This window comes from Streptomyces sp. NPDC051567, from assembly GCF_044454165.1.
Classification (GTDB): Bacteria; Actinomycetota; Actinomycetes; order Streptomycetales; family Streptomycetaceae; genus Streptomyces.
Map to the genome: position 1 here is coordinate 50057 of NZ_JBITDK010000022.1, position 12647 is coordinate 62703.

Annotated in this window: 12 protein-coding genes; 5 read left to right on the forward strand and 7 right to left on the reverse strand. The window is 71.4% G+C overall.

Annotated features, from left to right (window positions below; translation table 11 throughout):
* Positions 1-88: 88 nt before the first annotated feature.
* From ACIA5F_RS22645 to ACIA5F_RS22655, 3 genes are read right to left on the reverse strand one after another with little or no spacing between them, the layout of a single operon-like run.
* On the reverse strand, positions 89-907 hold the full coding sequence (locus ACIA5F_RS22645; protein ID WP_399355716.1) for a GNAT family N-acetyltransferase: 819 nt from the start codon (positions 905-907) through the stop codon (positions 89-91).
* Between the two features lie 27 nt (positions 908-934).
* Positions 935-1204, reverse strand: coding sequence for a protealysin inhibitor emfourin (locus ACIA5F_RS22650; protein WP_399355718.1), 270 nt, complete (start codon positions 1202-1204; stop codon positions 935-937).
* 9 nt (positions 1205-1213) lie between these two features.
* Complete coding sequence (locus ACIA5F_RS22655) at positions 1214-2302, reverse strand: M4 family metallopeptidase (protein ID WP_399355720.1); 1089 nt, start codon at positions 2300-2302, stop codon at positions 1214-1216.
* A 395-nt stretch (positions 2303-2697) separates the two neighbouring features.
* On the opposite strand from ACIA5F_RS22655, the gene leuA reads away from it, so the two are divergent.
* The 4 genes from leuA to ACIA5F_RS22675 all read left to right on the forward strand — a co-directional run bounded on the left by leuA (position 2698) and on the right by ACIA5F_RS22675 (position 7222).
* Complete coding sequence (gene leuA / locus ACIA5F_RS22660; protein ID WP_399355722.1) at positions 2698-4470, forward strand: 2-isopropylmalate synthase; 1773 nt, start codon at positions 2698-2700, stop codon at positions 4468-4470.
* A 373-nt stretch (positions 4471-4843) separates the two neighbouring features.
* The gene (locus tag ACIA5F_RS22665; protein ID WP_399355724.1) at positions 4844-5539 is read left to right on the forward strand and encodes a TerB family tellurite resistance protein; all 696 of its coding nucleotides are present in this window, start codon (positions 4844-4846) and stop codon (positions 5537-5539) included.
* Between the two features lie 103 nt (positions 5540-5642).
* Positions 5643-6389: a DNA repair protein RecO gene (recO, locus tag ACIA5F_RS22670; RefSeq protein WP_399355726.1), complete on the forward strand. Its 747-nt coding sequence runs from the start codon at positions 5643-5645 to the stop codon at positions 6387-6389.
* Positions 6390-6400: 11 nt separating this feature from the next.
* Positions 6401-7222: an isoprenyl transferase gene (locus ACIA5F_RS22675; protein WP_399355728.1), complete on the forward strand. Its 822-nt coding sequence runs from the start codon at positions 6401-6403 to the stop codon at positions 7220-7222.
* Positions 7223-7298: 76 nt separating this feature from the next.
* Here ACIA5F_RS22675 and ACIA5F_RS22680 read toward each other — a convergent pair whose 3' ends face one another.
* From ACIA5F_RS22680 to ACIA5F_RS22695, 4 genes are all read right to left on the reverse strand, one after another.
* The gene (locus ACIA5F_RS22680) at positions 7299-7706 is read right to left on the reverse strand and encodes a Fur family transcriptional regulator (RefSeq protein ID WP_399355804.1); all 408 of its coding nucleotides are present in this window, start codon (positions 7704-7706) and stop codon (positions 7299-7301) included.
* Between the two features lie 240 nt (positions 7707-7946).
* The gene (locus ACIA5F_RS22685) at positions 7947-8810 is read right to left on the reverse strand and encodes a metal ABC transporter permease (protein ID WP_399355730.1); all 864 of its coding nucleotides are present in this window, start codon (positions 8808-8810) and stop codon (positions 7947-7949) included.
* Positions 8810-9604, reverse strand: a complete 795-nt coding sequence (locus tag ACIA5F_RS22690) for a metal ABC transporter ATP-binding protein (RefSeq protein WP_399355731.1) — start codon at positions 9602-9604, stop codon at positions 8810-8812. Before ACIA5F_RS22690 ends, ACIA5F_RS22685 begins: the two co-directional genes overlap by 1 nt.
* 81 nt (positions 9605-9685) lie before the next feature.
* The gene (locus tag ACIA5F_RS22695) at positions 9686-10708 is read right to left on the reverse strand and encodes a metal ABC transporter substrate-binding protein (RefSeq protein WP_399355733.1); all 1023 of its coding nucleotides are present in this window, start codon (positions 10706-10708) and stop codon (positions 9686-9688) included.
* Positions 10709-10861: 153 nt separating this feature from the next.
* On the opposite strand from ACIA5F_RS22695, the gene ACIA5F_RS22700 reads away from it, so the two are divergent.
* Positions 10862-12244 carry a glycine--tRNA ligase gene (locus ACIA5F_RS22700; protein WP_399355735.1) on the forward strand — a complete coding sequence of 461 codons (1383 nt, stop codon included), beginning with the start codon at positions 10862-10864 and terminating at the stop codon, positions 12242-12244.
* The last annotated feature ends 403 nt before the right edge of the window (positions 12245-12647 follow it).

The following is a 12647-nucleotide window of genomic DNA, read 5'->3' on the forward strand; positions in this document are numbered from 1 at the left end:
CGCACCCCAAGGCAAATATCCTTGCCGTTCCGGCAAGTCCGAGGAGGGCCCGGCCCGAGCGGTCACCCGGTCACCGGTAGCAGGGTGATCAGCCCGGCGGCTGCGCGACCAGGGCGGAGGCCGTCCCCACCCGGCGGAAACCGACGCGGGCGTAGACGCGGGCCACGTCCTCGTCGCTCGCCGAGAGGAAGACCGTGCGCGCCCCGAGGGCCCGGGCACGGGCGACCAGGGCGGCCGTGACGGCGACGGCCAGGCCCTGGCGGCGGGCCGAGGGAAGGGTGCCGACCCCGACCACCTCGCCGACGTCACCGACCGGGTTGTACTGGCCCGAGCAGAGCACCACGCCGTCCCGGGCGGTGGCGGCCACGACCGTACGGCCCGACGCGACCATCTCCGCCACCCGCTCCCGGCGGGTCCGCGCCTCCGGGTCCGCCACGGCCTCCGCCAGCTCCACGGGTCCGGCCCCGCCCACCCGCGTCCCCGGGTCGGCGAAGGCCAGTTCCGGGACGGTCACCGCCGCCCGCAGCAGCGGGTCGTCCGGGGTCAGCAGCCGTGTCCGCGGGTGCGCGGGAAGCGGCGCCGCCGAGGGCTCCAGCACCATCAGCGGGTACGCGTGGACCTCCAGCCCGGCCGCCTCCGCCGCCGCCCGCAGCCAGGGAGCGGTCCCGTCCAGCCACTCGAAGGTCTCCCGGAGGCCCAGCTCCCGCTGACGGGCCCGGACCCGCCGCACGTCCGCGGCCGTCCCGGCGGGGCCGCCGAGCGCGGGGCGCGCGTAGTACGGCCACCCCGTGCCCTCCTGCACGAACAGGGTCAGCGGGCCGAACTCCTCGGCCCGCGCCCCGCCCACCCGTGGTACCGCGTCGCAGTACCGTTCCAGCTCCGCCAGTACGGTCGTCGTATCGGTCATCGGGTCATCCAAGCAAAGCGGCGGCGCTCAGGCACCTTCTTTCAGGACCCGTGAGATCAGCGTGCGCTGCGCCTGCGAGAGGTCCGGCTCCCGGCAGGACACCGTCCGCCCGTCCACCGTGATCCGGTACGAGAAACCGTCCCGCACCCGGTCCGCCCCGCGCCCCGGCGGGCCGGGGCGCAGCGCCAGCCGCGCCAGGGCCTGCCACTCCGCCTCGTCCGGGAGTCCCGAGGTGTCCACCTCGGCCCGGCGCTCGATGCCCGCGAAGCCGCCTGTCCGTACCACCTGAATCCGCATGGGACCCGTCTACCCGGCCGTCGGGACGCCCACCACCGACCATGCCTTCTGCACGGCCCGGTGTTCCGCGCCGCCGTCCCCGTACCGGGCCGTGGCCGCGGCCAGCGAGACCCGGGCGAACTGGGCGAAGTCCGCGTCCGTGTCGAGCTGTCCGCCGGTCAGCGTGTCGTACCAGATCTGCCCGGCCCGCTCCCAGGACTTGCCGCCGAGTTCGGTCGCGACGACGTAGAAGGCGTGGTTGGGGATGCCGGAGTTGATGTGCACCCCGCCGTTGTCCCGGTTGGTGCGGACGTAGGCGTCCATGGTCGCGGGCTGCGGGTCCCTGCCGAGCTCGTCGTCGTCGTACGCGGTGCCCGGCGCCTTCATCGACCGCAGCGCGACCCCGCTCACGCGCGGGCCGAGCAGTCCGGCGCCGATCAGCCAGTCCGCCTGGTCCGCCGTCTGCTCCAGGGTGTACTGCTTGATCAGCGAGCCGAACACGTCCGACACCGACTCGTTGAGGGCGCCCGACTGGCCGTGGTACTCCAGGTTCGCCGAGTACTGGGTGACCCCGTGCGTCAGCTCGTGCCCGATGACGTCCACCGCCACGGTGAAGTCGAGGAAGAGCTCCCCGTCGCCGTCGCCGAAGACCATCTGCCGGCCGTCCCAGAAGGCGTTGTCGTAGTCCTCGCTGTAGTGGACGCTGGCGTCCAGCGCGAGCCCGGTGCCGTCGATCGAGCGCCGACCGAAGCCCTTCAGGAACAGCTCGTACGTGGCCCCGAGCCCCGCGTACGCGCGGTTGACGGTGGCGTCCGCGTGCACCGGGTCGCCCTCCCCGCGCACCTTCTTCCCGGGGAGCCGGGTGCGGTGCTGGGCGTCGTAGACGGTCCGGAGCGGGCCGTCCACGACGGGTGTCACCGGTTCCGGGGCGATTCCCCGGAGCGTGGTGACCCGGCGCCGGGTGCGCAGGAAGGAGTCGTGTTCGAGGGTGCGCTGGGCGACATCGGCGCGACGGGGATCCTCGGACCGGGCGATCCTGTCGTGCAGGTGCGGCGGAACGACGGTGCAGAACACCGGGTGGCGGCCGTCGGGGCGGCCGGGTGCGCGGAAGTCATTCATGCCCGGCAATGTGGCAGGGGGTGATCTGATTGTCACTAGCCGCGACGGTGATTTCATCCGGTTGTGTCACGCCCGTGACGGGACGGCGCGCCCCGCCCGTCCCACGGTCCGGACCGCGGGACGGACCGTGGGACGCCCCGACGGGGGAGACATGGCCCACATACCGGGCGGTCGGGACCGGCCGGTCTTGCATACTGAAACGGGTCCCCGCAGACGGCACGGCTCGGCTAGTCTCGGCCCATCATGCGTTTCGGGCTGCTTCTCCTTAGCTGCCGCGGCGAGGGCCTGTAGTCGTAGGCCGACCCCCTCCCCGCGGAGTCTGGTGTTGCGGATTCACGCCCCGCCCGTCGGCCGTCCCAGCGAACTGCACGCGGACACGCGAGGAGCCCCACGTCATGAGCCAGCACACCTTTGCCGGTAGCCCCACGCCCATCACGAACGCGACGCACGCCCAGAAGCCCTCCGGGATGCCCGTCCACAAGTACGGGTTCTACGAGCAGGTGGACATTCCGGACCGCACCTGGCCGGACGCCCGCGTCACCAGGGCTCCCCGCTGGCTGTCGACCGACCTGCGCGACGGCAACCAGTCGCTGATCGACCCGATGACCCCCGCCCGCAAGCGCGAGATGTTCGACCTGCTGGTGCGCATGGGCTACAAGGAGATCGAGGTCGGCTTCCCGTCCTCCGGCGAGACCGACTTCGCCTTCGTCCGCTCCATCATCGACGAGGGCGCGATCCCGGACGACGTCACCATCTCCGTACTGACCCAGGCCCGCGAGGACCTGATCGAGCGGACCGTGGAGTCCCTGGTCGGCGCCCGGCGCGCCACCGTCCACCTGTACAACGCCACCGCCCCGACCTTCCGGCGCGTCGTCTTCCGCGGCTCCAAGGAACAGATCAAGCAGATCGCCGTGGACGGCACCCGGCTGGTCATGGAGTACGCCGACAAGCTGCTGGGCCCCGAGACCGTCTTCGGCTACCAGTACAGCCCGGAGATCTTCACCGACACCGAGCTGGACTTCGCCCTGGAGGTCTGCGAGGCCGTCTGCGACGTCTGGCAGCCCGGCGAGGGCCGCGAGATCATCCTGAACCTGCCCGCCACCGTGGAGCGTTCGACGCCCTCCACCCACGCGGACCGCTTCGAGTGGATGGCCCGCAACCTGACCCGCCGCGAGCACATCTGCATCTCCGTCCACCCGCACAACGACCGCGGCACCGCCGTCGCCGCCGCCGAGCTGGCGCTGATGGCGGGCGCGGACCGGATCGAGGGCTGCCTGTTCGGGCAGGGCGAGCGCACCGGCAACGTCGACCTGATCACGCTGGGCATGAACCTGTTCTCCCAGGGCATCGACCCGCAGATCGACTTCTCGCAGATCGACGAGGTCCGCCGCACCAGCGAGTACTGCAACCAGATGGAGGTCCACCCGCGCCACCCCTACGCGGGCGACCTGGTCTACACCGCCTTCTCCGGCTCCCACCAGGACGCCATCAAGAAGGGCTTCGACGCGAGGGAGGCCGACGCCGCCGCGGCCGGGAAGACGGTCGACGAGATCGAGTGGGCGGTCCCGTACCTGCCCATCGACCCGAAGGACGTCGGCCGCTCCTACGAGGCCGTCATCCGCGTCAACTCGCAGTCCGGCAAGGGCGGCATCGCCTACGTCCTGAAGAACGACCACAAGCTGGACCTGCCGCGCCGGATGCAGATCGAGTTCTCCCGGATCATCCAGGCCAAGACCGACGCCGAGGGCGGCGAGGTCACCCCGGCCGCGATCTGGTCCGTCTTCCAGGACGAGTACCTGCCCCACCCGGACGACGCCGGGGCCCGCTGGGGCCGCGTCCAGCTGCGTTCCGGCCAGACGACCACCGACAAGGACGGGGCGGACACCCTGACCGTCGAGGCGGTCGTGGACGGCGCGGAGACCGTGCTGAACGGCACCGGCAACGGTCCGATCTCGGCCTTCTTCGACGCCCTGGCCGCCATCGGGATCGACGCCCGGCTGCTGGACTACACCGAGCACACCATGAGCGAGGGCGCCTCCGCCGTGGCCGCCTCGTACATCGAGTGCGCGATCGACGGCCGGGTCCTGTGGGGCATCGGCATCGACGCCAACACCACGCGCGCCTCGCTGAAGGCGGTCATCTCCGCCGTCAACCGCGCGGGCCGCTGACCCACCCGGCCAGCCCGCCCGCCCGGCCGCCGGTTCCCGGAGCCCCGCCCCCCGTTCTCGCGCGGAGGGCGGGGCTCCGTCGTGTCCGCCGTGTCTGTCGTGTCTGTCGTGTCCGCCGCGAGGGTGGACAGGACGGGACGGGCGGGCGGGGGCGCAGAGGAGCACAGGGGGCGCAGAGGAGGGCGTGCCAGGAGGTACGGGAGGGGCGCACAAGGGGGGCGCAGACCGGCCAAGTCCGGGCTCTGGGCAGAGGTTGTCCGGTCACACGACTGACGCATCCTCACCGATGTGGCTAACATCACGCCAACCCGGCGGTGCCGCCGGGCATCCCTCCCCTGCCCGAAGGGCCACGGGGGCGTTACGGAGGTGCGACGTGGTGCCAGTTCGGGGTGGGGGCGGCCGGAAGCCGGTGGTCTGGGGCATCCGTACCACCTGGAGCACCGTGGGCGACGGGGAGTTCTTCTGCCCCGCCTGCGGTGGCGACCGCAACTACCGCCGCCGTACCGGGCGCCGCCGGTTCACCATCCTCGGCGTGCCGCTGCTGCCGCGCGGGGAGGCCGGGCCCGTCGTCGAGTGCCAGGGCTGCCGCGAACGCTTCGCCACTGAGGCCCTGGACCGCCTCACCACGACCCGCTTCACGGCGCTGCTGCGCGACGCCGTGCACACGGTGACGCTGGCCGTGCTCACCGCGGGCGGGACGACCTCACGCGGGGCGCTGGAGGCCGCGGCGCACGTCGTACGGAACGCCGGGTTCCCCGACTGTACGGAGGAGCAGCTGGAGGCCCTGGTGGAGGCGGTCTCCACCGACGAGGGCCGGCTCGGGCTGTACTCCGTCCCGGAGTGCTGCGGGGCGGCGCTGTCGATCGAGCTCCACGAGGTCCTGGAACCGCTGGCCCCGCACCTGGCGGCCCCGGGCCGCGAATCGATCCTGCTCCAGGGCGCCCGGATCGCGCTCGCGGACGGACCGTACATCCCGGCCGAGCGCGAGGTCCTCGCCACCGTCGGCGCGGCCCTGCGGATCGACGCGGACGAGGTGACCCGCCTGCTCTCCGCGGTCCGGGCCCCGTAGGCCCCCTTCCTCGGCCCCGCCGGGCCCGTCGCGGGCGCGGCGGGCCGCCCGGTTCCCGCGCTCCCGGCCCCGACGCCCCCTCCCGGTACGGGACAATGGGCCCATGAGTCTGTTCCGCGACGACGGCATCGTGCTGCGCACCCAGAAGCTGGGTGAGGCGGACCGCATCATCACCCTGCTGACCCGGGGCCACGGCCGGGTGCGGGCCGTCGCCCGCGGAGTGCGGCGCACCAAGTCCAAGTTCGGCGCCGGGCTGGAACCTTTCTCCCACGCCGACGTGCAGTTCTTCGCCCGAGGCAGCGAGCTGGTCGGCCGCAGCCTCCCGCTCTGCACCCAGACCGAGATCATCGCCCCGTACGGCAACGGCATCGTCACCGACTACGCCCGCTACACCGCCGGCACCGCGATGCTGGAGACCGCCGAACGCTTCACCGAGAACGAGGGCGAACCCTCCGTCCAGCAGTACCTGCTGCTCGTCGGAGCCCTGCGCACCCTCGCGCGCGGCGAACACGCGCCGCACCTGATCCTCGACGCCTTCCTGCTGCGCTCCCTCGCCGTCAACGGCTACGCGCCGAGCTTCGAGAACTGCGCGAAATGCGGCATCCACGGGCCCAACCGGCACTTCTCCGTCGGCGCGGGCGGGGTGGTGTGCGGGGACTGCAGGGTGCCCGGCAGCGTCGTACCCTCGTCGGAGGCCATCGCCCTGCTCAGCGCGCTGCTGACGGGCGACTGGGGCCACGCCGACGCCTGCGAGGCGCGCCACGTACGGGAGGGCAGCGGGCTGGTCTCCGCCTATCTGCACTGGCATCTGGAGCGCGGACTGCGCTCCCTGCGATACGTCGAGAAATAGGAGCTGGGCACATGGCACGACGCGGGATTCTGGGACGCTCTCGCCCCGAGTACAAGGTTCCCGAGCCGCACCCGTCCGGTGAGCGCCCGCCGAAGATCCCCGGCGAGCTGGTCCCGAACCACGTCGCGATCGTCATGGACGGCAACGGCCGCTGGGCCAAGGAGCGCGGCCTGCCGCGCACCGAGGGCCACAAGGTCGGCGAGGGCGTCGTGCTCGACGTGCTCAAGGGCTGCCTGGAGATGGGCGTCAAGAACCTCTCCCTGTACGCCTTCTCGACGGAGAACTGGAAGCGCTCGCCCGACGAGGTCCGCTTCCTGATGAACTTCAACCGTGACGTCATCCGGCGCCGCCGCGACGAGATGAACGAGCTGGGCATCCGCATCCGCTGGGTCGGCCGGATGCCGAAGATGTGGAAGTCCGTCGTCCAGGAACTCCAGGTCGCGCAGGAGCAGACCGTCGGCAACGACGCGATGACCTTGTACTTCTGCGTGAACTACGGTGGCCGCGCGGAGATCGCGGACGCGGCGCAGGCCATCGCGCGCGATGTGGCGGCGGGCCGGCTGGACCCGTCGAAGGTCAACGAGAAGACCTTCGCGAAGTACATGTACTACCCGGACATGCCGGACGTGGACCTCTTCGTGCGCCCGAGCGGCGAGCAGCGCACCTCCAACTACCTGCTCTGGCAGAGCGCGTACGCGGAGATGGTCTTCCAGGACGTGCTGTGGCCCGACTTCGACCGCCGGGACCTGTGGCGGGCCTGCCTGGAGTACGCGCAGCGCGACCGCCGCTTCGGCGGGGCCGTCCCGAACCAGGCGGAGAGCGCCCAGGGCTGATCCGCGCGGCCGGTGCGGGCCCGCCCGGCCCGCACCGGACCCGGGGGCACCGGGCCGGGGAGGGGCGGGGTGCGGGTCAGCCCGCGGCGGCGCAGTCGGCGCAGGTGCCGAAGATCTCCACGGTGTGGGCGACGTTCACGAAGCCGTGCTCGGCCGCGATGGCGTCCGCCCACTTCTCCACCGCCGGGCCCTCCACCTCGACCGCCTTGCCGCACTTGCGGCACACCAGGTGGTGATGGTGGTCGCCGGTGGAGCAGCGCCGGTAGACGGACTCGCCGTCGCTGGTGCGCAGCACGTCGACCTCGCCCGCGTCGGCGAGGGACTGGAGGGTGCGGTACACGGTGGTCAGGCCCACGGAGTCACCGCGGTGCTTGAGCATGTCGTGGAGTTCCTGGGCGCTGCGGAACTCGTCCACCTCGTCCAGCGCCGCCGCCACGGCGGCCCGCTGCCGGGTGGACCGTCCTCGTACTGGCGCGGTATTCATCTCGCCAGGCGCAGTCGCCACCGGTTCCTCCTTGTTTCGGGCTCGGCCGCCCATTGTGCCAGGCGGCCGGCCGTCCTAGGTCCTGTCGTCGAAGTGATGCCGGTAAGGCCCGCGGCATCCGGTGCCGCGCATCGCAAGGCGGAGGGGCGCCCGTAGTACTGGACGTACTTGGGGGCTCCGACAACACGGCGAGGTGCGGTGCCGGGCGTCGCGGGCCAGGCAGGACTTTGACGACAGGGCCTAGACCTTCACATCGTCGCGCGTGCACACCTCTTCGGCCGCTCGGGCGGCCTTCGCCCGCCGCCGGGCCAGTGGCGCGGACAGCAGGGACAGGACGAGGAAGACGCCGATGGCGAGCAGCACGATCGTCGCACCCGAGGGTACGTCGATGTAGTACGTCGCCGCGGTGCCGGTCAGTGAGATGCCGAGGCTGATCGCGATGGCCAGCCCCAGTGTGGTGGCGAAGCCGCGGGTGAGCCGCTGGGCCGCGGCGACGGGGATCACCAGCATGGCGCTGACCAGCAGCAGGCCGACGATGCGCATCGCCACGGTCACGGTCACGGCGGCGGTGACGGCGATCAGCAGGTTCAGCGCGCGCACCGGCAGGCCGGTGACGCGGGCGAACTCCTCGTCCTGGCAGACGGCGAAGAGCTGCCGGCGCAGGCCGATGGTGACGGCCAGGACGAAGGCGGCGAGGATCGCCATGGCGATCACGTCCTCGGCCGCGACCGTGGTGATCGAGCCGAACATGGAGCCGAGCAGCATGGCCGTGGAGCCGCCGCCCACATTGATGATCATGACGCCGCCGGCCAGGCCGCCGTAGAAGAGCATGGCGAGCGCGACGTCACCGCTGGTCCTGCCGCGCGAGCGGATCAGCTCCATGCCGACCGCGCCGACGACGGTGACCAGGGTGGCCATCCACACCGGGCTGGTGCTGAGCACGAAGCCGAGCGCGACACCGGTCATCGCGACGTGGCCGAGGCCGTCGCCCATGAGCGCCTGGCGGCGCTGGACGAGGTACGTGCCGATCGCGGGCGCGGTGATCCCGACCAGGGCGGCGGCGATCAGGGCCCGCACCATGAAGGGGTAGTCGAGGAGGTCCATCAGCTCAGCAGTCCCGTCCGCAGGGGCTCGGCGCCGTGCGCCGCGTGGGGGTGTACGTGGTCGTGACCGGGCAGGGCGTGCTGGCCCACGGCCTCCGGGGGCGGGCCGTCGTGGACGACGCAGCCGTCGCGCAGGACGACGGCCCGGTCGATCAGCGGCTCCAGCGGCCCGAGCTCGTGCAGGACGAGCATGACGGTGGCCCCGGCGGCGACCTGGGTGCGCAGGGCGCCGGCCAGGACCTCCTGGTTGGCCAGGTCCACGCCCGCCATCGGCTCGTCCATGATCAGGAGCTCGGGTTCGACGGCGAGCGCGCGGGCGATCAGGACCCGCTGGTGCTGGCCGCCGGAGAGGGCGTTCACCGAGGCGTCCGCGTACGCGTCCATGTCCACCAGGGCCATGGCGCGCTCGACGGCGGCCCGGTCGGCCTTGCGCGGGATGCCGAACCGGGAGCGGGCCAGGCGGCCGGAGGAGACGACCTCGCGGACGGTGGCCGGGACCCCGCTGGCGGCGGTGGTGCGCTGCGGGACGTACCCGATGCGCGCCCACTCGCGGAAGCGCTTGAAGTCGGTGCCGAAGAGGGACAGCTCGCCGTCGGTCAGCGGGACCTGGCCGACCACGGCGCGGACGGCGGTGGACTTTCCGGAGCCGTTGGCGCCGAGGAGGGCGACGACCTCACCGCGATGGACGGTGAGGTCGACCCCGCGCAGCACGGGGCGAGAGCCGAGCGAGGCCGTGGCTCCGCGCAGGGATATGACGGGCTGCCCGGCCGCCGCGGCGGCTTTCGCGGACTCCATGACTCGCGCCTTTCGTTACTGCTCGTCGTCTTCGTGCCCCGGACCGGATTCGCGCCCAGGATGCGCGCTCCGGGGAACCTGCTACTTGCTCCCGAGGGCCTTCTGGAGGTTCTTCAGGTTGGACCGCATGACCTCGAAGTAGTCAGCGCCCTGGGACGTGTCGGTGATTCCCTCAAGAGGGTCGAGGACGTCGGTCTTCAGGCCGGTGTCCTGGGCGAGGGTTTTGGCCGTCTTGTCGCTGGCCAGCGTCTCGAAGAACACGGTGGACACCTTGTCCTTCTTCGCGACGGTCTGGAGTTCCTTCATCCGGGCCGGGCTCGGCTCGGACTCGGGGTCGACGCCGGAGATGCCCTCCTGGTCCAGGCCGTAGCGCTCGGCGAGGTACCCGAAGGCGGAGTGGGTGGTGATGAAGGTCCTGGAGGCCGTGTTCCTGAGGCCGTCCGTGAACTCGGTGTCCAGCACGGTCAGCTTGGTCACCAGCTCGTCGGTGTTCTTCCTGTAGTCCGCCGCGTGGGCCGGGTCGGCCTTCTCCAGGGCCGCGCCGACGCCCTTGGCGATCTGCGCGTACTTGGTGGGGTCGAGCCAGACGTGCGGGTCCTGGCCCGCCTCGCCGTGGCTGTGGCCCTCCTCGGACCCGGCGGCGCCGTGGCCGTGGTCGTCGTGGCCGGAGGCGGTGTGGGTCTCCAGCGTGGTGAGGGTGGCGGCGTCGACGACGTTCTTCACGCCGGACTGGGCGACGGCCTTGTCGACGGCGGGCTGCAGGCTCTTGAGGTAGAGGACGACATCGGCCTCGCCGAGCCGGCCGGTCTGCTTCGGGGTGATCTCCAGGTCGTGCGGCTCGACACCCGGCTTGGTCAGGGTGGAGACGGCCACGTGCTCCTTGCCTATCTGCTCGGCGAGGAACTGCATCGGGTAGAACGACGCCACCACGTCCACCTTGTCCGCCGCGGCCCCGGGCGTACCGGAGGCACCGGTGCCGGGCGTCGCCGAGGTGCCGGCGCCGTCCGAGGAGCCGCCCGCTCCGGAGCAGGCGGTGAGGGCCGTGGCGCCGAGGGCGACGGCTCCGGCGAGGGCGGCGGTGGGTATCAGGCGACGTACGTTCATGACATCCATTTTCATCAAAAATGGAAACGATTGTCAAAAAGCCAGGTGGGGAGGGGCTCCGGAGCCTTGGAGGGGGAACCGATTTGAAAGGGAGGGCGCGGGCGCCGGTAACCTTAAGGCTTCGCCGTTCGTCCTCGTAATGAAGAGAGCACCGTGGCCGCCGACAAGATCGACACCATCGTCAGCCTGAGCAAGCGCCGTGGCTTCGTTTTCCCGTGCAGTGACATCTACGGCGGCTCCAGGGCTGCCTGGGACTACGGTCCGCTGGGTGTCGAGCTCAAGGAGAACATCAAGCGCCAGTGGTGGAAGGCGATGGTCACCGGGCGTGAGGACGTCGTCGGTCTCGACTCGTCCGTGATCCTGGCCCCCGAGGTCTGGGTGGCCTCCGGTCACGTCGCCACTTTCTCCGACCCGCTCACCGAGTGCACCTCCTGCCACAAGCGCCAGCGTGCCGACCACCTGGAAGAGGCGTACGAGGCCAAGCACGGCCGTCCGCCGGTGAACGGCCTCGCCGACATCAACTGCCCCCACTGCGGCGTGAAGGGCCAGTTCACCGAGCCCAAGCAGTTCTCCGGCATGCTGGAGACCCACCTCGGCCCGACCCAGGACACCGGCTCCAAGGCGTACCTGCGCCCCGAGACCGCCCAGGGCATCTTCACCAACTTCGCCCACGTGCAGACCACTTCGCGCAAGAAGCCGCCCTTCGGCATCGCGCAGATGGGCAAGTCCTTCCGGAACGAGATCACTCCGGGCAACTTCATCTTCCGCACGCGCGAGTTCGAGCAGATGGAGATGGAGTTCTTCGTCAAGCCGGGCGAGGACGAGCAGTGGCAGGAGTACTGGATGGCCGAGCGGTGGAACTGGTACCGCGACCTCGGCATCCGCGAGGAGAACATCCGCTGGTACGACCACCCGAAGGAGAAGCTGTCCCACTACTCGAAGCGCACCGCTGACATCGAGTACCGCTTCAACTTCGGTGGCAACGAGTTCTCCGAGCTCGAAGGCGTCGCCAACCGCACCGACTTCGACCTCAAGGCCCACTCCGCCGCCTCCGGCCAGGACCTCACCTACTTCGACCAGGAGGCCGGCGAGCGGTACACCCCGTACGTCATCGAGCCGGCGGCCGGTGTCAACCGCGCCATGCTCGCCTTCATGCTCGACGCGTACAACGAGGACGAGGCCCCCAACGCCAAGGGCGTCATGGAGAAGCGCACCGTGATGCGCCTCGACCCGCGCCTGGCCCCGATCAAGGTCGCCGTGCTGCCGCTGTCCCGCAACCCGCAGCTGTCGCCGAAGGCCAAGGGCCTCGCCGCCGACCTGCGCAAGAACTGGAACATCGAGTTCGACGACGCGGGCGCCATCGGCCGCCGCTACCGCCGCCAGGACGAGATCGGTACGCCGTTCTGCGTCACCGTCGACTTCGACACCCTGGACGACAACGCGGTGACCGTGCGCGAGCGCGACACCATGAAGCAGGAGCGCGTCTCCCTGGACCAGATCCAGAGCTACCTCGGCAGCCGCCTGCTCGGCTGCTAGTGCTGTGACCGGAAAGGTTCACCGGCCCTCGACGCCCGGCACGGCGCCTCGCCGCGTTGTCGGACCACGCAAGTACGTCCAGTACAAGCCGTGGCCCTCCGCCTTGCGATCCACCGCACCGGACGCCGCGGGCCTACCGGCAAACCTTTCCGGTCACAGCACTAGGTCGTCACCTCGAAGGACCGCCCTCCGCCCCCTGCGGGCGGGCCCTGCCCGCCACGGCGCGGCAGGCGGGCGGGACTTCAGGTACTGCCGTCAGGGCCTGGCCTGGCCGGAGTCCTGACGGCCGGTGGCCCGGTGCGCGCACCGGGCCACCGGTGCGTCCGGGACCGCTCACCCCGCGGAGCGGTGCCCCCGCCGCACCGAGGGCCGTCGCCGACGGGTCCACCGCGCCCCGGCGCCG

Bases quoted from the DNA above. Each gene is read 5' to 3' on its own strand.
- ACIA5F_RS22690 (WP_399355731.1), bottom strand. From the start codon at position 9,604: ATGGAGTCCGCGAAAGCCGCCGCGGCGGCCGGGCAGCCCGTCATATCC.
- ACIA5F_RS22685 (WP_399355730.1), bottom strand. From the start codon at position 8,810: ATGGACCTCCTCGACTACCCCTTCATGGTGCGGGCCCTGATCGCCGCC.
- recO (WP_399355726.1), top strand. From the start codon at position 5,643: ATGAGTCTGTTCCGCGACGACGGCATCGTGCTGCGCACCCAGAAGCTG.
- ACIA5F_RS22645 (WP_399355716.1), bottom strand. From the start codon at position 907: ATGACCGATACGACGACCGTACTGGCGGAGCTGGAACGGTACTGCGAC.
- ACIA5F_RS22655 (WP_399355720.1), bottom strand. From the start codon at position 2,302: ATGAATGACTTCCGCGCACCCGGCCGCCCCGACGGCCGCCACCCGGTG.
- ACIA5F_RS22680 (WP_399355804.1), bottom strand. From the start codon at position 7,706: ATGAATACCGCGCCAGTACGAGGACGGTCCACCCGGCAGCGGGCCGCC.
- ACIA5F_RS22675 (WP_399355728.1), top strand. From the start codon at position 6,401: ATGGCACGACGCGGGATTCTGGGACGCTCTCGCCCCGAGTACAAGGTT.
- leuA (WP_399355722.1), top strand. From the start codon at position 2,698: ATGAGCCAGCACACCTTTGCCGGTAGCCCCACGCCCATCACGAACGCG.
- ACIA5F_RS22695 (WP_399355733.1), bottom strand. From the start codon at position 10,708: ATGAACGTACGTCGCCTGATACCCACCGCCGCCCTCGCCGGAGCCGTC.
- ACIA5F_RS22650 (WP_399355718.1), bottom strand. From the start codon at position 1,204: ATGCGGATTCAGGTGGTACGGACAGGCGGCTTCGCGGGCATCGAGCGC.